We start from the raw sequence: 18,826 nt of genomic DNA on the forward strand, positions 1-18,826 counted from the left end.
ATGGTCTACCCTTCGTTAACACCGTACCGCTGGCGATAGGCCAGCACTTTTTCGTGATGCAAGCGCATCCCCTCTTCCCCGTTTTGGGAGAGATACAGCAATAAGTCTGCCAACCGGGCAATGGCACACACCTGCATGCCCAGTTGCTCGCGCACGTACTGCACGGCGCTGTGGTCCACGTCCTGGCCATTCTCCGTGGCTTTTTCCTGGCGGTCCAGCGCAATTGCAACCGCATGCGGCGTGGCACCCGCAGCGCGGATGATGGCGATGGACTCGCGGGCGGCGGTGCCAGCCGACATCACGTCGTCCACGATCAGCACCCGGCCTTTGAGGGGTGCGCCCACCAGCGTGCCGCCCTCGCCGTGGTCCTTGGCCTCCTTGCGGTTGTAGGCAAAGGGCACGTTGCGGCCCAGGCGCGCCAGTTCCACGGCCACGGTAGCGGCCAGCGGAATGCCCTTGTAGGCAGGGCCGAACACCATGTCGAATTCGATGCCGCTGGCCAGCAGGGCTTTTGCATAGAATTCCGCGAGCCGCCCGATCTTGCGGCCATCGTCGAACAGCCCTGCGTTGAAGAAATACGGGCTCAGGCGCCCCGCCTTGGTCTTGAATTCGCCAAACCGCAGCACGCCAGATTCGACGGCAAAACGTACAAAATCCTGCGCCAGCTGGCCCTGTTCAGAGGTTTGCGCGCCAACATCCACCATGGGGAATTCCTTGTTCAAGTTAACCAGCCTCAATCTCAATGGCATCCGCTCGGCCACCAGCAAAGGCGTGGAAAGCTGGATGGCAGCCACGCGGCCGGATTGTATTTGTGTGCAGGAAGTGAAGGCCCAGGCGGCCGACATGGCCAACCGGTTCGAGCGCATGGCGGGCCTGCAGGGCCACTTCCACTTTGCCCAGAAAAAGGGCTATTCCGGCGTGGGCATCTATACCCGGCACGAACCCTCTGATGTAGTCATTGGCTATGGGTCAGCAGAATTCGATACAGAAGGCCGATATGTGGAGCTGCGTTTTGACACACCGGCCCGCAAGCTGTCGATCATCAGCGCTTACTTTCCGAGTGGTTCCTCGGGCGAAGAACGCCAGCAGGCGAAGTTCCGGTTCCTGGCCGAGATCCATCCCCACCTGATGAAAGTCAAGCGCGAACGTGACTTCATTCTGTGCGGCGACATCAACATTGCGCACCAGCAAATCGACCTCAAAAACTGGCGCAGCAACCAGAAAAACAGTGGTTTTTTACCCGAAGAACGGGCCTGGATGACAAAACTGTTGCACACAACTGATGAGGGCGGCGGCATCATAGACGTTTACCGTCAGTTACAACCTACCGCCACAGACACCGCCTACACATGGTGGAGCAACCGGGGGCAGGCGTATGCCAACAACGTGGGTTGGCGGCTGGACTACCACCTGGCCACCCCCGCGCTCGCGGCGCTGGCACGTGCTGAATCCATCTACAAAGGTGAAAAGTTCTCAGACCACGCTCCCATCACGGTGGACTATGACTTCAGCCTTTGACGATGCCCGCTCCTGACCCTTGATGACCGACACCGCTGTTCCCCCCTCCCTCCCCGCCCACGGATTCCGCCCTCCCAATGCGGAATCCTTGTGGAAACAGCTCTCCGCCCCCCATCCCACCGTCGGCAAAGCGCGGCACCTGGGTGAGGCGCTGATCCACGCCGGCATGTTGTCCCCGTCGGCCCTGCAAGACGGCCTGCAGGCCCAGCAGCAGGAGCGCAGCGCCGGGCAGAACCGGCTGATCGGGCAGATCCTGGTGGATGACGGTGTCTTGACCCAGGAGCAGTTGCGCCAGGTTATTGCCGCGTGGTTGGGCGACTACACCGTGCACCCCGGCGACATCACCCCCGATCCGGCGGCCCTGGCCCTGGTGCCCCGGGCGATGGCAGAGCGTGAATCGGTGCTGCCGCTGATTGCCCGCGATGACGCGCTGGTGCTGCTGATGGCCGACCCGCTCGATCGCGTGCTGCTGGACGAACTGCGGTTTCTCACGCAGCGGCGGCTCATTCCGCTGCAGGCCGCGCCAGGCACGCTGATGCCCGCCATTCACCGCGCCTACCGCACCCAGTCTGGCGGCGCCGACGCCACCACCGCGGCCCGAGCCACCTCGCGCGAGCTGGCCGCCAACCTGGGCAGCACCGTCCCGGACGCGGACTCCGAGCAGGCCGACGTGATCAGCGAGTCGGACAACACCCTGGTGCGGCTCATCAACTCGGTGATCGACGAAGCCATCCACCACCGCGCGTCCGACATCCACATCGAGACCGAGCCCGCGCCGCAGAACGTGCGCATCCGCCTGCGCATCGACGGCGACCTCACGCCCTACCTGGAGCTGCCCGCGCGCTACCGCTTTGCGATGGTGGCGCGCATCAAGATCATGGCGGGCATGGACATCTCCGAGCACCGCAAGCCCCAGGACGGCAAGATCGACTTCGCGCGCTTCGGAGGCCCGCCGGTGGAGCTGCGTGTGGTTACCGTGCCCACCTCGCGCGGACTGGAAGACGTGGTGCTGCGCCTGCTGGCGGGTGCCAAGCCCCTGCCGCTGGAGAACATCGGCCTGAGCCAGCCCAACCTGCTGGCGCTGCGCTCCGTGGTGCAAAAAAGTTATGGCCTGGTGCTGGTGTGCGGCCCTACGGGCTGCGGCAAGACGACCACGCTGCACTCGGTGGTGCGCGACATCAACACCGCAGGCCGCAAGATCTGGACGGCCGAAGACCCCATCGAGATCACGCAGGAGGGCCTGCGCCAGGTGCAGGTGAACCCGCGCATCGGCTGGACCTTTGCCGCCGCCATGCGCACCTTTTTGCGCGCCGACCCCGACGTGATCATGATCGGCGAGATGCGCGACGAGGAAACCGCGCGCATCGCCATCGAGGCCTCGCTGACGGGACACCTGGTGCTGTCCACCCTGCACACCAACTCGGCGCCCGAGAGCATTGCGCGGCTGCTGGAGATTGGCCTGGACCCGTTCAACTTCTCCGATTCGCTGCTCGCCATCCTGGCCCAGCGCCTGGTGCGCCGCCTGTGCACAGCCTGCCGCGAGCCACGTGTGGCCGACCACGACACGCTGCTGGGCCTGGCATCGCAGTACCTGGACAGCGGCACCAACAACTCCCCCGAGGCCCGCGAGGCACAGGTGGCGCGCTGGCGCCAGCAGCACGGCGGCGCACAGGGCGAGCTGCGCCTGTGGCGCCATGTGGGCTGCACGAAGTGCGAAGGCCATGGCTACCACGGCCGGCTGGGCATCCATGAGCTGATGATGAGCGACGAGACCATTCGCCAGCACATCCGCCACCGCGCCCCCGCCTCGGACATCCGCCACTCGGCACTGGCCGCGGGCATGCTGACGCTGCGCCAGGACGGCATCGAGAAGGTGCTGCAGGGGCTGACCGATATGTCGGAAGTGGTCGCGGCGACCAACCTGTGAGGCGGGCCCACCGCCGGTGATGCCTGCCGCCGGTTTTTAGCCAAATTGGGCTCTAGCGCTTATCTGGCAAGCGCTAGCAGCTATCAATCAATGAGTCCTTCCGAGAAGAGGAACTCGCCCACCGGCTTGCGCGCACCGCCGCCTCAGCGATCCAGTTCGTAGTGAAACACCTTGGCAATGATCTGCCAGCGCCCGTCCACATGGATCAGGGTCAGCAGGTCGGTGAAGTGCTTGGGCAGGATGGCGCATTCCACCTTGGCCAGGGCCGTCACCGGCCCGGCAAACTCGATGGACAGGATGCGCTCCTGCACCGTCTCGCCCCGGCTGGCGGGCGAGGGGCGCTGGTCCACGATGGGGAAATATTCCTCCATGCGCAGGATCAGCGCAGGCTCGGCCGTGGCGCAGGCATAGACCGCCTGCGGGTGGAACACGCGGCGCAGGCGCTGTGTATCGCTGTGGCACAGACCGTCGAAATATTCCTGCAGCACGGCGGCGACTGCGTCAAAGCGCGGGTCACTCATGGCGCGCTCCCGTCGGCGGCGGCGCGAGCGCGCTGGCGGCGCACGGTCACCGTCTCCCCGGCCACGCCCCAGTTGTCGGTCTCGACCTCGTCGATCACGACAAAGGTGGTGGCGGGCTCCTTGTTCAGAACGCGCACCAGCAAATCGGTGGCGCCTTGGATCAGCGCCGCTTTTTGCGCACTGCTGACGCCTTCACGGGTCACTTTGATGTTGATGTATGGCATGGCTATTTTCCTTGGGATGAAGCAATGGCCTCTCAGCCCAGCAACCCTTCGGCCCGCATCGCGGCCTGCACGGCGGGGCGCGCGGCCACACGGCGCAGGAAAGCCTGCAGATGGGCCAGGTCGCTGATATCCAGCTTCACGAACTTGGCCCAGCCCAGCACCACAAAAAGGTAGGCATCGGCCGCCGTGAAGTGCTCGCCCGTCAGGTAGGGGCCGTGCTGCAGCTGCGCGTCCAGCCAGTCCATCTTCTTGCGCAGCAGAGCGGCCAGCGTGGCCTTGGCGTTGTCGTCCAGCCCGGCGTGGAACAAGGGCGTGAAGGACTTGTGCAGCTCGGTGCTCACGTAGTTCTGCCACTCCATCACCCGGTAGCGCGCCAGCGTACCAGCTGTGGGCATGAGCTGCGTGGCCTGGGCCTGGTCGGCGATGTATTGCGCAATGACCGGGCCTTCGGTGAGGCGGGAGCCGTCCGCCAGCTCCAGCACAGGCACCTGGCCTTTGGTGTTGATGGCATAAAAATCGCGCCCGTCTGCCGTGCGGTGGCGCTCGGTATCGACCTTCTCCAGTTCGAAAGTGAGGCCACATTCGCGCAGCAGGATGTGGGGCGACAGGGAGCAGGCGGCGGGAGAAAAGTACAGCTTCATGGGGTTGCCTTTGGAGCGTGGTGGAAAGATGAAGCGATGGTATTGAGGATGCAAACAGCAATAAACTAGGCTTCAGGAATTTCACTGATTACATGAAGTAATAAACAGAACATGGCGCGCCAATTTGACGACCTGAAGCTGGGCAGCATCGAACTGTTCTGCCTGACCGCGCAGTGGCAAAGCTTCACGGCCGCCGCCCAGGCGGCCGGGCTGACGGCGGCGGCCGTGAGCCGATCGGTGGCGCGCATGGAGGCGCGCCTGGGCGTGCGGCTGTTCCAGCGCACCACGCGCCAGGTGCGGCTGACCGACGCAGGCAAGCGCTACTACGAGCAATGCCGCCAGGCGCTGGGCCAGCTGGCCGAGGCAGAACGCGAGCTGTCGGGCCAACAGCAAAGCCCGGCAGGCCTCGTGCGCTTCAGCCTGCCCACCTCCTACGGGCACTGCCGCATCCTGCCCCTGCTGCCCGCATTTGCGCAGGCCTACCCCGACGTGGAGCTGGAGCTGCAATTGAGCAACCGCAACGTGGACTTCACCGAAGAAGGCTTTGACCTGGCCGTGCGCGGTCGAGCCCCCATCGACTCGGGGCTGGTGGCGCGCACGCTGGAGGACGCCGCCCTGGTGGTGGTCGCTGCCCCGGCGTACCTGGCGCGTTGCGGCACGCCGCATGCCATCGCCGACCTGGCGGCGCACGAATGCATCCAGTTTGTGCTGCCCAGCAGCGGCCAGGCGGTGCCATGGATACTGCGCGACGCCGCCGGGCGCGATGTGGAGGTGCCCACCCAAGGCCACCTGCGCTGTGCCGACGACATCCTGGGCCCCGTGACCCTGGCGCGTGCAGGCGCAGGGCTGCTGCAGACCTACCGCTTCATTGTGGAGGCCGATCTGCACGGCGGCGCCTTGCGGGAGGTGCTGCCCGCCCATGCCGGTGCCTCTCGCCCGTTTTCGCTGCTGTATCCCGCCAACCGGCACATGCCGCTGCGCGTGCGCGTGCTGGTGGATTTTCTCGTCGATCGGCTGGCACGGGCTTGAGCCTCTCCCGACTGCCGTGCGCCACGGCCTGCAAAAATACACACCACCACCTCACCCACCATGCTCCACTACCTCACCATCCCCGTCACCGCGTTCCAGCAAAACTGCTCCCTCGTCTGGTGCGACGCCACCCACAAAGCCGCCGTCATCGACCCCGGCGGCGACCTGGAGGTGCTGCTGGCAGAGATCCAGCGCCTGGGCCTCACGCTCGAACAGATCTGGCTCACCCACGCCCACATCGACCACGCGGGCGGCACGGGCGAGCTGGCAGAGCGGCTTTCGCTGCCCATCATTGGCCCCCACCCGGGCGACCAGTTCTGGATTGACGGCCTGCCGCAGCAAAGCGCGATGTTTGGGTTTCCGCCCGCGCAGCACTTCACGCCCACGCGCTGGCTGCACGATGGCGACACGGTGCAGATCGGCAACGAGACCCTGAACGTGCGCCACTGCCCCGGCCACACGCCTGGGCATGTGGTGTTCCATGCGCCGCAGATCGACCGGGCGTTTGTGGGCGATGTGCTGTTTGCGGGCAGCATGGGCCGCACGGATTTCCCGCAGGGCAACCACCAGCAGCTCATCGACAGCATCACCCAGCGCTTGTGGCCCATGGGCAACCAGACAGTGTTCATCCCGGGGCACGGTCCGGAGAGCACTTTCGGGCGTGAGCGCCAGAGCAATCCCTACGTGGGCGGGACCTGAGACGTGCCAGAAGAGCCTCAGTAACGTCCCGCAGCGCTTCGCTGCACATCGCCTCATTAGTATCTTTTTGATAGCTGCCAGCGCTTGATGGACAAGCGCTAGTGACCAATTTGACTACTACTTTCTCCTTTTAGGAGGTAGCCCCGCCCCACCCAGGCGCCCGCCCGGGGCGGATATGCGCGGCAAAAGCGGCCAGTTCTGCGGACCGCCGATGGTCTGCATGCTTACGATGTATCGTGTTGTAAGCAGCTTGTGGCACCCTTGCCCAGGCTCCATCCGCCCCGCCCCGCCCCGCTTTCGCGCCATGAACCCCACCTTCAAGCCACGCCCTCCCCTAGCACCGCAGCGCGGCTCCAGCCTGGCGGGCAAGGCTTACTGGGCCATGGTGCAGCGGGTGGCGCTGACCGCAGCGGCCATTGATGTGGGCTACATCGTGCTGTTTCTGTGGCTGGGCTCGCTACCCCTGGCGGCCATCAACGTGATCAGCATCGGCATGTACCTGGGCACATACCGGCTCATACAGAAACGCTACAACGTGGCCGGGCTGTTGCTGATCTGGCTGGAGGTGGTGGGGCATTCGGCGCTGGGTTCGCTGCTCATCGGCTGGGACAGCGGGTTTCACTACTACCTGCTGATGTTCATTCCTGCCATCGTGATTGCCAATACGCGGGGGTATGCCGCACCGATGGTGCTGGCGTTGCTGGCGTACTACCTGGGCCTGCATGCACTGAGCAGCCACCTGGGTCCGCTCGACCCCCTGCCCGCCCGCAGCGTCAACATCGTGAACTGGGTGCACATCTGTCTGGTGTTCGCCATGTCGGCCGCGCTGTCGGCCTTTTACCGCCGCACGATCCTGATCGCGGAGGCCCGCTTGCGCAAGCAGGCCACGCTCGATGCGCTGACCGGCCTGGCCAACCGCAGCCACTTCGAAGCCCTGTCCACCAACGCGCTGGCGCGCAGCCAGCGCGACGGTGCGCCAGTCACCCTGCTGCTGTGTGATGTGGACTTGTTCAAACGGATCAACGACCAATACGGCCACGCCGTGGGTGACGAGGTACTGGTGGCCATGGCCAAAGTGCTGGCCGCCAACCTGCGCGAAGGGGACGTGCTGGCGCGTTGGGGCGGCGAGGAGTTTTTGGCGCTGATGCCCGCCAGCCCGCTGGACGCCGCCTGCGCCACCGCCGAACGCATCCGCGCCGCCATCGAGCAAACGCCGCTGGACGTGGGCCAGGCGCCCATCGCGCTGACCATGTCGTTTGGCGTGGCCCAGGTGCACAGCGCCGAAGACCTGCAAGCCGCCATTGCACGCGCCGACAAGGCGCTGTACCAAAGCAAGAACGCGGGCCGCAACCGGGTGAGCGTGGCATAGCTCCACGGCAGCCAAATTCTTAGTCAAATTGGCCGCTATCGCTTACTCATCAAGCGCTAATAGCTATCAAAACAGTAGCATCAGGATTCCCAGACACCTTTCGATGGCGCGCGTCTGCCACCGACCCGCCGTCCACGACTACCCGTTGCGCCGCGCCGCCTCGTACAGGCCCTGCACTTTGGGCACATTCACCTCCAGCTCACGGATGCGCGCGGGGCCTGAAGGGTGTGTGGACAAAAACGCCAGCCCGCCCTGCTTGCTGCCGCTGGCGTTGCCCATCTTCTGCCACAGGCTTACGGCGGCCGAGGGCTGGTAGCCTGCGCGGGCGGCCAGCTCCAGCCCCACCAGGTCGGCATCGGTCTCGTCCGAGCGGCTGAACTGCAGCGTGAGCAGCTGCCCACCCAGCCCCGCCGCCGCCTGGCCCAGGTCGCCAAGCCCCAGCAGCTGCGAGCCCAGGCGCAGTGCCAGGTTGGTGCCCTGCGTCTTGGCGATGCGCTCGCGCGCGTGTTCACGCAGGGCGTGGGCCATTTCGTGGCCCATGATCATGGCGGTCTCATCGTCGGTGAGCTTGAGCTGGTCCAGGATGCCGGTGTAGAACGCAATCTTGCCGCCAGGCATGCAGAAGGCGTTGATCTGCGAACTGCCGATGAGGTTGACCTCCCAGCGCCATTGTTTGGCGCGGTCGTTCCACGGCATGGTGTGCGGAATCAGCCGCTTGGCGATGGCGTGCAGGCGCTGCAGCTGCGGGTGGTCGCTGGGTGCCAGCGCGCGCTTGGCCTTGGCCTGCTGCAGCATCTGCTGGTACTGCTGGGCGGCGGAGTTTTCCAGCGTTTCAGCGGGCACCAGCTTGCGCAGGCTGGATGCCGAGCCCACCTCGACCTGCGCGAGCACTGGCGCCGCAGCGCTGGCGCCTGCCGCCAGCAGGAAGGCGCGGCGCGCCGACCACGGGGACGAGGGCGCAACAGAGGGAGCGGGGCAGAAAAGACACATACAAGGCAATCCCAGAAGGAATAATGAGCGGCGCTGGCACACAACACACCAAAGCCTGCCGCGCAGATGGAGGCCGACAGGCTGGCTACAAGGGTGTGTCGGCGATGATAGACAAAACCTCCACGCGCCCATGTCAGACACCTCCACTTCATCCGCCCCCAACCTCACCCCGGAAAAGCCGCACCGCACGCCCTGGCTGCAGACCCTGCGCGTGTACCTGGAGCCCGCCAGCCTGCGCATGCTCACGCTCGGGTTCTCGGCCGGGCTGCCACTGCTGCTGGTGCTGGGCACGCTGAGCTTTCGCCTGCGCGAGGCGGGCATTGACCGCAGCACCATCGGCTACCTGAGCTGGGTGGGCCTGGCCTACGGCTTCAAGTGGGTGTGGGCACCACTGGTAGACCGGCTACCGATTCCGCTGCTCACACACGCGCTGGGGCGCAGGCGCAGTTGGTTGCTGCTGTCGCAGGCGCTGATCGTGGCCGGGCTCATCGGCATGGCGCTGGCCGACCCGCGCCAGACCCTGGGGCCCATCGTGTGGTGCGCGTTGGCCGTGGCATTTGGCTCGGCCACGCAGGACATCGCGCTCGATGCGTTTCGCATCGAATCCGCCGACGCCAACCACCAGGCGGCGCTGGCAGCGTCGTACCAGACGGGCTACCGCCTGGCCATGATCTGGGCCGGAGCGGGCGTGTTGTGGATTGCAGCGCGCTCCGAGGTGGCGCCCGCCGTGGGCCAGGCCATCGCACAAGGCGCTGCGGCCTACCAGAACAGCGCGTGGCAGGTGGCGTACCTGGTGATGGCGGCCTCGATGGCCGTGGGCGTGGTGACCGTGCTGTTCTCGCGCGAGCCCGCGCCGGTGCAACTGCCCCCTGCGCGCAACGCGGCGGAGTGGATTCAGAGCGCCATGGTGGAGCCGTTTGCCGACTTTCTGCGCCGCTATGGCTGGCACGCGGCGCTCATCCTCGCGCTGATCGCCGTGTACCGCATCAGCGATGTGGTGATGGGCATCATGGCCAACCCGTTCTATGTGGACATGGGCTTCACCAAGGACGAGGTCGCCGCCGTGACCAAGATCTACGGCGTGATCATGACGCTGGCCGGCGCCTTTGTGGGCGGCGTGTTGTCGATGCGGTTTGGCGTGATGCGCATCCTGATGCTGGGCGCCATCCTGAGCGCGGCCAGCAACCTGCTGTTCGCCTGGCTAGCGGGCCACGGACACGACGTGACGGCGCTGATTGCCGTGGTGTCGGCCGACAACCTGGCCAGTGGCATTGCGTCGGCCGCATTCATTGCCTATCTGTCGAGCCTGACGAACGTGAGTTACTCGGCCACGCAGTACGCACTGTTCAGCTCGATGATGTTGCTGCTGCCCAAGTTTGTGGCGGGTTTCTCGGGCGACTACGTGAATGCGTTTGGCTATGCGCAGTTCTTCACATCGACGGCGCTGCTGGGGCTGCCGGTGCTGGTGCTGGTGTGGCTGGCATCGCGGGTGCAGGCTCCCCCAGCAACGCAATCCGCACACACGTCCCCTGGCCCGGCACAGACGTGACATCCAGCTGCGCGCCGATAGCCTGCGCGCGTGCGCGCATGTTGGCCAGGCCCTGGCCCCTGGCTACAGCCGGTCCGGGCATGCCGATGCCGTTGTCGGCGATCTCCAGCACCAGACACGGCGACTCATCATCGGGCTGGCGCACCGGCCCCGGCTGCTGGCGCGCGCTGACCCGTACGCGGGTGGCCTGCGCATGCCGCAGCACGTTGGTGAATGCCTCCAGCAGGATGCGCTGGATCTGAAGCACCCTGTGCGGTGTGAGGCTGTCCAGCGTGGGCAGTTCTTCGTCCACCTGCCAATCGACCGAGATGCCCGAGGCGGACAGCCGCGGTTGTAGCCGGTAGCGCAGCGTGGCCAGCACGGTGGCCAGGTCACCGTCCACCGGCTGCATGGCGTCCACGGCCATGCGCAATTCGTCCAGCGCCGCATTCGCGTGCTCACGCAGCGCGGCCCGGCTGGACCGGCCTTTGCCAATGAGGCTGAGCAGCCCCACCAGTTGCGATCCCACGCCGTCGTGGATGTCGCGCATGATGCGCTGGCGCTCCTGCAGGGCCGCGTGCTGCTCATGCTCCTGCTGCAGGAGCGCGTAGCTGACCTCCAACTCACGCTCGCGCTGGCGCACCTTCTCGTCCAGGGAATTGCTCAGGGCCTGGTATGCACGCACCTGGCGGGCATAACGATCCAGGATGAGCCAGCCCATCAGGAGCACGAAGAGCATGGTCGCCAGAGGAAGGTACGAAGAGCGGCCCACGCTTTCTGTCGCGATGCGGATCTCCAGGAAGTCGTACAGGCCCGCGCCTATGGGAACGAAGCTGGCAATACAGAAGGCGATGGCCTCGGGCTTGCGGGCCACGATCGCTTCCCGTGCAGCGATGACATAGGCCCCAACCGCAGGCACGAACAGCAATCCCAGTGCGGCGGTCCAGTACTCCGGCTGGAACAGGCCAAAAGCTGCTGACACCAGGATGGTTTCAGCGAGCAGCAGCACCCAGAACGCCCGCCGGGCCCCAGGCCCGTCGCGGCCGATCAAAGCCAGCGAGAAGCGCACCAGCAGCAGGACGTGCACCGCCAGCGAGAGCGCCACGATGCCGCCCCACACCGGCCATCCCAGGGGCGAGGTGCTCCACAGCCGGTCGCCGAAGCGCAGCATCCCGAACGGCGCGCACAGCGCGAAATAGCCGTACACCGGCTCCCGGTTGAGGTGCCACAGCCCTGCGGCAATCACGCCCGTGAGGGCCAGTGCAAACACCACGGCCACTGCGCCCCACTGCCGCCAGACATAGCGCTCGCGGTACTGCGGCTGAAGCACGGCCTCATGCCCGAAGCGCGGTGCGGCCAGTCCACCCCAGCGCACCGCTTGCACGGCTACACGAACCTCCAGCACGGTGGGGACGCTTTGTGACAACAGGCGCGCAGGCACGGGCACCCACAGCGGCGCCTTGGTCGCATCGGTGCGGCCATCGCCCAGCACGCCGCGGTGTGCAATCAGATCGCCGCCGACGAAAACTTCGACCTGGTTGCCCACCCGGGGAAAATAGATCCCCCTGAGGACCCCATCGGACGGCACGGGAGGAAGCGCCAGCAGGTAGCGCGCGCGCCCGGACTTGCCGGGGTAGGCCTTGTCCCAGAGATGTGGAAGCGCCACCAGCCCCGCCCAGGGTTCGGCGCCATCGGGTTCGAGGTACGCATGCGCCTGCGCAATCGTCCCTACCTCCGGTTGGGCCTGCACCGTGCCGCCGAGAAGCACCCACAGCACCGCAATCCAGAGCACGCGCAGCGGCGCCTCCCGCGGCATGCCCGGTAGCCTGCTACAGAAGCCCCAGCTGCCGCGCCTCGTGAATCGCCTCCGTCTTTGAATGAACCGCCAGCTTGCTGTAGATGTTCTTGACATGCGATTGGACCGTGGAAGGCGAGATGCCTAGGATCTCTGCGGTTTCGGCGTAGGTGTAGCCGCGCGCAAGCTTGGCGAGGATATCCCGCTCCCGCGCCGTCAAGGTCGCATCGGCGGGAGGCGCACTGGTCGTCGCTGGCGCGGGCGACAGACGTGTCAGCAACTGGCGCGCGATGATGGGGGTCATGGGCGATCCGCCGGCATTCAGGCTCAGGACATGGTCGGCGAGATCGTCTTCGGTCCCGTCCTTGAGGAGGTAGCCGCGTGCGCCGGCTTCGAAGGCGCGCATCATGTTGGCTTCGTCGCCGAACATGCTGATGACCATGATCTCGGTTCCGGGCGAAAGCTTGCGGCAATGGCTGATGACCTGAAGGCCGGAGCCGTCGGGCAACCCGAGGTCCACGAGGAGCACGTCCACACGGTTGTCGCGCAGCCAAGCCACCATCTCGCCCACCGTGCCCGCAGAGTAGGCCAGCCACAGGCGGTCGGCCCGCGCCAGCGCGTGCTCGAACCGCCGCCGCGTGCGCGGATCGTCCTCCACGATCGCCACGGAGACGTCGCGCCCGGACGGGGCAAGGCGAGGCTCCGGGAGCGTCATGCGGACGGCGGGCTGGCGCCGTGGCATCCCGGCGTAAGGAAGGGGGAATTCATGCTTCGAGCGTAGGGGCAAAGCAGTGCCCACACAAGAAGAAGCTGCGCCTCCTGCGCATGGCATGCGTGCAACACAAGCGGCCCGGGCGGGACCGCGCGGCAGGGCAAGTTTGACCGCGGTCGTACGGCTGCACGGGCTTGGTGGCTTTACGGGAGGTTTACATGGCCGACAACGCACCGAGACAGCCCTTGGCGACCATGAAGCCACCCGCTACTACACTGCCCCCATGAGTTCCCAACTGCTGATGATCGAAGACGACGCCCGCCTCGCACAGATGGTGGGCGAGTACCTGGGCCAGTCGGGCCTGCAGGTCACGCACCGCGCGGACGGCAAGAGTGGCCTGGCGCAGCTGCAGGGACCCGACGCCGGGCCGCTGCCCGACCTCGTGATCCTGGACCTCATGCTGCCCGACATGGACGGCCTGGAAGTGTGCCGGCGCATCCGCTCGTTGCAAGGCCACGCGGCCCAGGTGCCGGTGCTCATGCTCACCGCCAAGGGCGACCCCATGGACCGCATCATCGGCCTGGAGCTGGGTGCCGACGATTACCTGCCCAAGCCGTTTGAGCCGCGCGAGCTGCTGGCCCGCATCCGCGCCATCCTGCGCCGCCGCACCGATGGCGGCAATGCAACGGCGGCCACGCAGGTCCTGCGTTTTGGCACTCTGGAGATCGACCGCGACGCCCGCACCGTGACCGTGGCAGGCGAGCTGGCCGACCTCACCTCCTACCAATTCGATTTGCTCGTGGCGCTCGCCGAGCGCGCGGGTCGCGTGCTCACGCGCGACCAGATCATGGAGGCCGTGCGCGGCCGCGAGCTGGAGGCGTTTGACCGGTCCATCGACGTGCACATGGGCCGCATCCGTGCCGCCATAGAGGCCGACGCCAAGAACCCGCGCCGCATCCTCACGGTGCGTGGCGTGGGCTACGTTTTTGCGAAACAACAAGACTGACCGGTAGGGCGCGGCCCCGCTGCGGCGCGCACCTCCACTTTTGCTGAATGTCCCTTTCCACCCCCTTCTCCCGCCGTCTGTACCTGCGCATCTGGCTGGCCGTGGTCGGCGGCATCGCGGTGCTGACGCTGACCGTGGGCTGGGCCTGGCGCATGGCCGAGGAACAAAAGGCGCAGAACGCCCAGCCGTTCGTGCCGCCCTCGCGCGAGATGGTGCTGCGCGATCCCAACGGCACGCAGGTGCTCAAGGGCCTGGCCACGCGCCAGCCCAGCGAGCCGGGCGAAGGCATTGAATTCCAGATCCAATCGGACACTGGGCAGGTCTTTCTGCTGCAGATGGCGCCTCGCCAGCCACGCGGCGATCGGGTAGGCCGACCCGGAGGTCCGAACCAGGGCGACGCCGCGTTCTGGACCCGGCCACCGTTCGGCTTTTTGTGGCTGCTGGGCATCGTGGGCCTGGCCGTGGCCGTGGGTGTGTACCCCATCATCCGGCGCCTCACGCTGCGGCTCGAAGCCCTGCAACGCAGCGTGCAAAAGTTTGGCGAGGGAGACCTGTCGGTGCGTGTGCCCGAGCAAGGGCAGGACGAAGTGGCCGACCTCGCGCGCCAGTTCAACGCCGCCGCTGCGCGCGTGGAAACGCTGGTCAAGTCGCACAAATCGCTGCTGGCCAACGCCTCGCACGAACTGCGCTCACCGCTCACCCGCATCCGCATGGGGCTGGAGCTGATGGGCGGGCAGCAGCCCTCGCCCGCGTTCCGTGAGGAAATCCTGCGCAACATTGCCGAGCTGGACCAGCTGGTGGACGAGATCCTGCTGGCCAGTCGCCTGGATGCACGCGAAGCCGATGTGGGTACCGTGGAGCTGGTGGATCTGATCGGTCTGGCCGCCGAAGAGTGTGCACGCGTGGACGCCGATCTGGACGTGAGTTCGGACTCCGTGGATGTGCGCGGCATCCCAAAGCTTCTGCGCCGCGCCATCCGCAACCTGTTGGAAAACGCCCGGCGCTACAGCACCGGCGAGATCACCCTGGTGGTCGAACGCCGCCAGGGTCACGCCGAGGTGCGCGTGTGCGACCGGGGTCCGGGCGTGCCCGTGACCCACCGTGAACGCATCTTCGAGCCCTTCTACCGCTTGCCCGGCGCCAGCGAGCGCGCCGGGGGCGTGGGCCTGGGGCTGGCGCTGGTGCGCTCGATTGCAGGGCGCCACAACGGCACGGTGCACTGCGAGGACCGGCCGGATGGCGCGAGTGGCGCGTGCTTTGTGCTACGGTTGCCCCTCCCCCAATAGCTATCACATCGATAGCTGCATGCGCTCATTGGAAAAGCGCTACAAGCCATTTTTAGCTTAGCTCACGTTCTCCAGCGCCAGGCCATCAGCGCATACAGCGCCGCCCCCAACCCCAGCGCAGCCCCCGCCACACCCAGCGCCCAGTCAAACCCCTGCGCCTGCGAGCCCGCGCGCGCCAAGAGTGCAGCCGCCATGGGCGGCCCCGCGATCTGGCCGATGCCGTACAGCGCGGTCATCAGGCCGGTGAAGCCTGCGCCCGCCTGGGGCCACTGGTGTCGCGCCTCCTGCAACGCAAAGAACGTGATGGCCGTGAAGGGCAGGCCCAGCAGCAAGCTACCGAATGCAAAGCCTGCCGGGCCGGGCCAGAGCAGGCCCAGGCCGATAGCCGCCGCCTGCAGCAGGTAGGCCCCCGCCAGCAGCAGGCGCCGGTCCCGCGCAGGGTGAATGCGCGTGGACAGCAGCGCCCCCAACGCCACACCCGCGCCGAAGATGGGCCAGAACAGGTCGGGCCAGGCCGAGCCTGCAGGCAGCGCGGCCCGCGCGATCACGGGCAGGAAGGTGGCCGTGACGATGTAGCCCAGGCCGGCCAGGCCATAGGCCAGCGCCAGCAGGGCGCGCTCGGCTGCCGGGTGCGGCGCGGGCGGAGGTGGCGCCGTTGCCGCCGTGTTTGCGGCGCTTGGCACCACCGAGGAGGCTTCGCTGCCCCGCACCACCGGCCACACCAGCACGCACAGCAAGGCGGCGAGCACGGCGAACACGGCCCAGCCCGTGGCGGCGCTCCAGCCCGCTGCCACCATGGCACTGGTGGGCAGGCCGGTGGCGACGATGCCCAGGCCCGGGCCGCAAAAGATCAACCCGCCCAGGGCGGGATGCCCCAGGTGAGCCAACCGGCCCATGCACCAGTTGGCCGTGCCCAGGAACACCATGGCGCTGGCCACACCGGCCAGCAACCGCATCAGCGGCCACAGCACGGGCCATGGCAGGGCCAGCGCGGCCGTGAGCAGCACCGTGGCCACCAGCCCGCTGCGCACCAGGGCTGCATTGCCAGGCACCGCGTCCAGGCGCCGGCCCAGCCAGGGCAAGGCCATGTACAGCAGCGCACCCCCCAGGTAGCCCGCGTAGTTGGCCGTGGCCAGCCAGCTGCCGGTGGCGATGTCCACCACGCCGTCGTGCAGCATCATGGGCAACAGCGGTGTGAAGGCGAAGCGGCCGATGCCCATGGCGGCCGCCAGCGCGGCCATGCCCGCCAGTGCGACCTGGAGCGCGGAGGAGCCGGTGTCGCCACGGCGGATGGATGCAAGCGTGGAAGAAGAAGTGGCCTGGGTCACGGCATTGGGGCAATTGCGCGGTGGGACGGTGGGACGGGAGTTGCGGCGTCGGATGCGGGGTCTTATGATCTTAGCAAGAGATTGAATTTTTGACATTCATACTTTTTCAAGATGGATAAAGCATCCCCCCCACTCGATCTGGCCGCCCTCGACATCTTCCGCACCGTGGCGGCAGAGGGTAGCGTCACGCGCGCGGCCGAGCGGCTGCAGCGCGTGCAGTCCAATGTGACCACGCGGGTGCGCCAGCTGGAGGCCGACCTGGGCACCCCGCTGTTCCTGCGCGAGGGCAAGCGCATGGCGCTCACGCCCGAGGGCGAAGTGCTGCGGGGCTACGCTGACCGGCTGCTGGCGCTGGCCGAGGAGGCTCGGCAGGCCGTGCGGCCAGGCCAGCCCACGGGACGCCTGCGCCTGGGCTCGATGGAAAGCACCGCCGCCAGCCGCCTGCCCGCCCCGCTGGCGCAACTGCACCGCCAGTGGCCCGGGGTGGCGCTGGAGCTGTCGACCGCGCCCACGCGCGAACTGCTGGAGCGGCTGCGCGCCCATGCGCTCGACGCCGTGCTGGTGGCCTGGCCGCCAGGGCAGTCGCCCGACCCTGCGCTGGAAGCCAGCCCCGTGTTCGCCGAGGAACTGATCCTGGTGCTGCCCACGGGGCATCCGCCCGTGTCCGGCCCGCAGGATGTGGTGCCCGGCACGCTGGCGGTGTTCGAGCCCGGCTGCACCTACCGGGGGGTGGCGCAGGACTGGTTCGCAACCCGCACCCCGCCCATGCAGACACTGGAACTGGGCTCGTACCACGCCATCCTGGCCAGCGTGGCGGGGGGTGGCAGCGTGGGCATCGTGCCGCGCTCGGTGCTCCAGCTCTCGCCCCACGCCGCGCTGCTGGCCCAGCACCCCCTGACCACCCTGCAGACGCTGCTGGTGTGGCGCCACGGCTACCGGTCCGCGGCGCTGGATGCGCTGCAGCAAGTGCTGCGCGACTGACAACCCTTCTCTTCTTCCCTTTTTTAGCGAACGGAACGCCACCATGCCCCACCCCAGCCTGCGCACCGCCCTCTCCCTGCGCCTGCCCATCATCCAGGGGCCCATGACGGGTGCCGACACCCCGGCGCTGGCTGCCGCCGTGTCTGCGGCGGGCGGGCTGGGCACCCTGGGCTGCGGCATGCGTTCGCCCGCCGCCATGGCCGAGGCGGCGGCCGAGGTGCGGCGGCGCACCGACCGGCCCTTCGGGCTCAATCTCTTCGTGCAGGACACGCCCGCGCCCGATGCGGCCACGGTGGAAAAGGCCGTGGCCCATCTGGCGCCGCTGTATGCGGAGTTCGGCCTCACGCCCGCCGTGCCCGCGCGCTGGTGCGAGGACTTTGCGGCCCAGTTCGACGCCCTGGTCGAAGCGCGCCCGGCCGTGGCGAGTTTTACCTTCGGCATCCTGAACGCCGCGCAGGTCGAGCGGCTGCACAGCGCGGGCTGCACCGTCATCGGCACGGCCACCACCGTGGCCGAGGCCGTGGCCTGGGCCGATGTGGGCGCGGACGCGGTGGTCGCATCGGGCATGGAGGCGGGCGGCCACCGCGGCACTTTTTTGCCCACGGGCCGTCTGCAGGCCGAGGGCCTTGCGCCCGTAGAAAAGGCCCCTGCCGCCAAGGGCCCCTCGCAGGCCGACTTTGCGGCGTCCATGGTGGGCACCATGGCCCTCATCCCGCAGTGCGTGGATGCGCTGCGCCCCCGGGGCGTGGCGGTGATCGCGGCCGGCGGGATCATGGACGGCCGCGGTATCGCCGCGGCCCAGGCCCTGGGCGCCGAGGCGGTGCAGATGGGCACGGCCTTCCTGGCCTGCGACGAGTCGGGCATCGGCCCGGCCTACCGTGATGCGCTGGCCCACGCCACCGGCACGGACACGCGCACCACCCGCGTCTTCTCGGGCCGCCCGGCGCGTGGCATCGTCAACACGATGCTGCAGCGACTGTACGCGCACGAGGCCGATGTGCCAGCCTACCCGGTGCAGAACGCCCTCACCGGCGCGCTGCGCCGGGCCTCTGCCGAGGCGGGGCGGGCGGACTACCTCTCACTGTGGGCCGGCCAGGGCGTGGCGGCGGTGCGCCCCATGCCCGCGGCGGCGCTCGTGGCGGTGCTGGAAGCGGAATGGCGGGCTGCGCTGGCAGCCGCGGGAGCGCAGGGCGCGGGGTAGAGGTGATTTTGCTATTGATTAAATAGCATATTGCGCTTGATGAATAAGCGCTAGCGGCCAATTCGATCAGT

General features: G+C 67.3%; 18 protein-coding genes. 10 read left to right on the top strand and 8 right to left on the bottom strand.

Annotated features, from left to right (window positions below; translation table 11 throughout):
* Positions 1-5: 5 nt before the first annotated feature.
* Entirely contained in the window at positions 6-704 is a 699-nt protein-coding gene (gene pyrE / locus ACSQ22_RS21920) for an orotate phosphoribosyltransferase (protein WP_436131525.1), read from the bottom strand.
* 10 nt (positions 705-714) lie between these two features.
* On the opposite strand from pyrE, the gene ACSQ22_RS21925 reads away from it, so the two are divergent.
* Both ACSQ22_RS21925 and ACSQ22_RS21930 read left to right on the top strand, forming a co-directional pair.
* Positions 715-1,518 (top strand): exodeoxyribonuclease III, encoded by an 804-nt coding sequence (locus tag ACSQ22_RS21925; protein WP_121421965.1) that lies wholly within the window; start codon positions 715-717, stop codon positions 1,516-1,518.
* Positions 1,519-1,540: 22 nt separating this feature from the next.
* Positions 1,541-3,445: a GspE/PulE family protein gene (locus tag ACSQ22_RS21930; RefSeq protein ID WP_436131526.1), complete on the top strand. Its 1,905-nt coding sequence runs from the start codon at positions 1,541-1,543 to the stop codon at positions 3,443-3,445.
* A gap of 143 nt (positions 3,446-3,588) precedes the next feature.
* Here the strand turns inward: ACSQ22_RS21930 and ACSQ22_RS21935 are convergent, their stop codons facing one another.
* Genes ACSQ22_RS21935 through gstA form a run of 3 tightly spaced genes read right to left on the bottom strand, consistent with a single transcriptional unit; the run spans position 3,589 to position 4,831 of the window.
* The gene (locus ACSQ22_RS21935) at positions 3,589-3,966 is read right to left on the bottom strand and encodes a nuclear transport factor 2 family protein (RefSeq protein ID WP_436131527.1); all 378 of its coding nucleotides are present in this window, start codon (positions 3,964-3,966) and stop codon (positions 3,589-3,591) included.
* The gene (locus ACSQ22_RS21940; RefSeq protein ID WP_121421962.1) at positions 3,963-4,190 is read right to left on the bottom strand and encodes a tautomerase family protein; all 228 of its coding nucleotides are present in this window, start codon (positions 4,188-4,190) and stop codon (positions 3,963-3,965) included. Before ACSQ22_RS21940 ends, ACSQ22_RS21935 begins: the two co-directional genes overlap by 4 nt.
* 32 nt (positions 4,191-4,222) lie before the next feature.
* Positions 4,223-4,831, bottom strand: coding sequence for a glutathione transferase GstA (gene gstA, locus ACSQ22_RS21945; RefSeq protein ID WP_436131528.1), 609 nt, complete (start codon positions 4,829-4,831; stop codon positions 4,223-4,225).
* Positions 4,832-4,942: 111 nt separating this feature from the next.
* Here gstA and ACSQ22_RS21950 point away from each other — a divergent pair, with 111 nt between their 5' ends.
* From ACSQ22_RS21950 to ACSQ22_RS21960, 3 genes are all read left to right on the top strand, one after another.
* Entirely contained in the window at positions 4,943-5,860 is a 918-nt protein-coding gene (locus ACSQ22_RS21950; protein ID WP_436131529.1) for a LysR substrate-binding domain-containing protein, read from the top strand.
* Positions 5,861-5,920: 60 nt separating this feature from the next.
* Positions 5,921-6,559, top strand: a complete 639-nt coding sequence (locus tag ACSQ22_RS21955) for an MBL fold metallo-hydrolase (RefSeq protein WP_121507853.1) — start codon at positions 5,921-5,923, stop codon at positions 6,557-6,559.
* A 304-nt stretch (positions 6,560-6,863) separates the two neighbouring features.
* Entirely contained in the window at positions 6,864-7,928 is a 1,065-nt protein-coding gene (locus ACSQ22_RS21960; RefSeq protein WP_436131530.1) for a GGDEF domain-containing protein, read from the top strand.
* A 138-nt stretch (positions 7,929-8,066) separates the two neighbouring features.
* On the opposite strand, the gene ACSQ22_RS21965 is transcribed toward ACSQ22_RS21960, so the two are convergent.
* Positions 8,067-8,918, bottom strand: coding sequence for a M48 family metallopeptidase (locus ACSQ22_RS21965; RefSeq protein WP_055401567.1), 852 nt, complete (start codon positions 8,916-8,918; stop codon positions 8,067-8,069).
* 130 nt (positions 8,919-9,048) lie between these two features.
* Here ACSQ22_RS21965 and ACSQ22_RS21970 point away from each other — a divergent pair, with 130 nt between their 5' ends.
* Complete coding sequence (locus ACSQ22_RS21970; RefSeq protein ID WP_436131531.1) at positions 9,049-10,467, top strand: AmpG family muropeptide MFS transporter; 1,419 nt, start codon at positions 9,049-9,051, stop codon at positions 10,465-10,467.
* Here the strand turns inward: ACSQ22_RS21970 and ACSQ22_RS21975 are convergent.
* A complete protein-coding gene (locus tag ACSQ22_RS21975; RefSeq protein WP_436131532.1) occupies positions 10,349-12,262 on the bottom strand; it encodes an ATP-binding protein in 1,914 nt (637 codons plus the stop codon). The genes ACSQ22_RS21970 and ACSQ22_RS21975 overlap by 119 nt on opposite strands.
* Before the next feature lie 13 nt (positions 12,263-12,275).
* The gene (locus ACSQ22_RS21980) at positions 12,276-12,956 is read right to left on the bottom strand and encodes a response regulator (RefSeq protein WP_436131533.1); all 681 of its coding nucleotides are present in this window, start codon (positions 12,954-12,956) and stop codon (positions 12,276-12,278) included.
* A gap of 280 nt (positions 12,957-13,236) precedes the next feature.
* On the opposite strand from ACSQ22_RS21980, the gene ACSQ22_RS21985 reads away from it, so the two are divergent.
* Positions 13,237-13,959: a response regulator transcription factor gene (locus tag ACSQ22_RS21985; protein ID WP_055401574.1), complete on the top strand. Its 723-nt coding sequence runs from the start codon at positions 13,237-13,239 to the stop codon at positions 13,957-13,959.
* A gap of 47 nt (positions 13,960-14,006) precedes the next feature.
* Positions 14,007-15,245, top strand: coding sequence for a HAMP domain-containing sensor histidine kinase (locus ACSQ22_RS21990; protein ID WP_436131534.1), 1,239 nt, complete (start codon positions 14,007-14,009; stop codon positions 15,243-15,245).
* Between the two features lie 62 nt (positions 15,246-15,307).
* Here the strand turns inward: ACSQ22_RS21990 and ACSQ22_RS21995 are convergent, their stop codons facing one another.
* Entirely contained in the window at positions 15,308-16,486 is a 1,179-nt protein-coding gene (locus ACSQ22_RS21995) for a YbfB/YjiJ family MFS transporter (protein WP_436131568.1), read from the bottom strand.
* 198 nt (positions 16,487-16,684) lie between these two features.
* On the opposite strand from ACSQ22_RS21995, the gene ACSQ22_RS22000 reads away from it, so the two are divergent.
* Together ACSQ22_RS22000 and ACSQ22_RS22005 are read left to right on the top strand one after the other, a co-directional pair.
* Positions 16,685-17,554, top strand: coding sequence for a LysR substrate-binding domain-containing protein (locus ACSQ22_RS22000; protein ID WP_431151553.1), 870 nt, complete (start codon positions 16,685-16,687; stop codon positions 17,552-17,554).
* 43 nt (positions 17,555-17,597) lie between these two features.
* A complete protein-coding gene (locus ACSQ22_RS22005) occupies positions 17,598-18,755 on the top strand; it encodes an NAD(P)H-dependent flavin oxidoreductase (protein WP_436131535.1) in 1,158 nt (385 codons plus the stop codon).
* Positions 18,756-18,826 lie beyond the last annotated feature (71 nt).

It is taken from the genome of Acidovorax sp. LjRoot38, assembly GCF_964252975.1.
Lineage (GTDB): Bacteria > Pseudomonadota > Gammaproteobacteria > Burkholderiales > Burkholderiaceae_C > Acidovorax > Acidovorax facilis.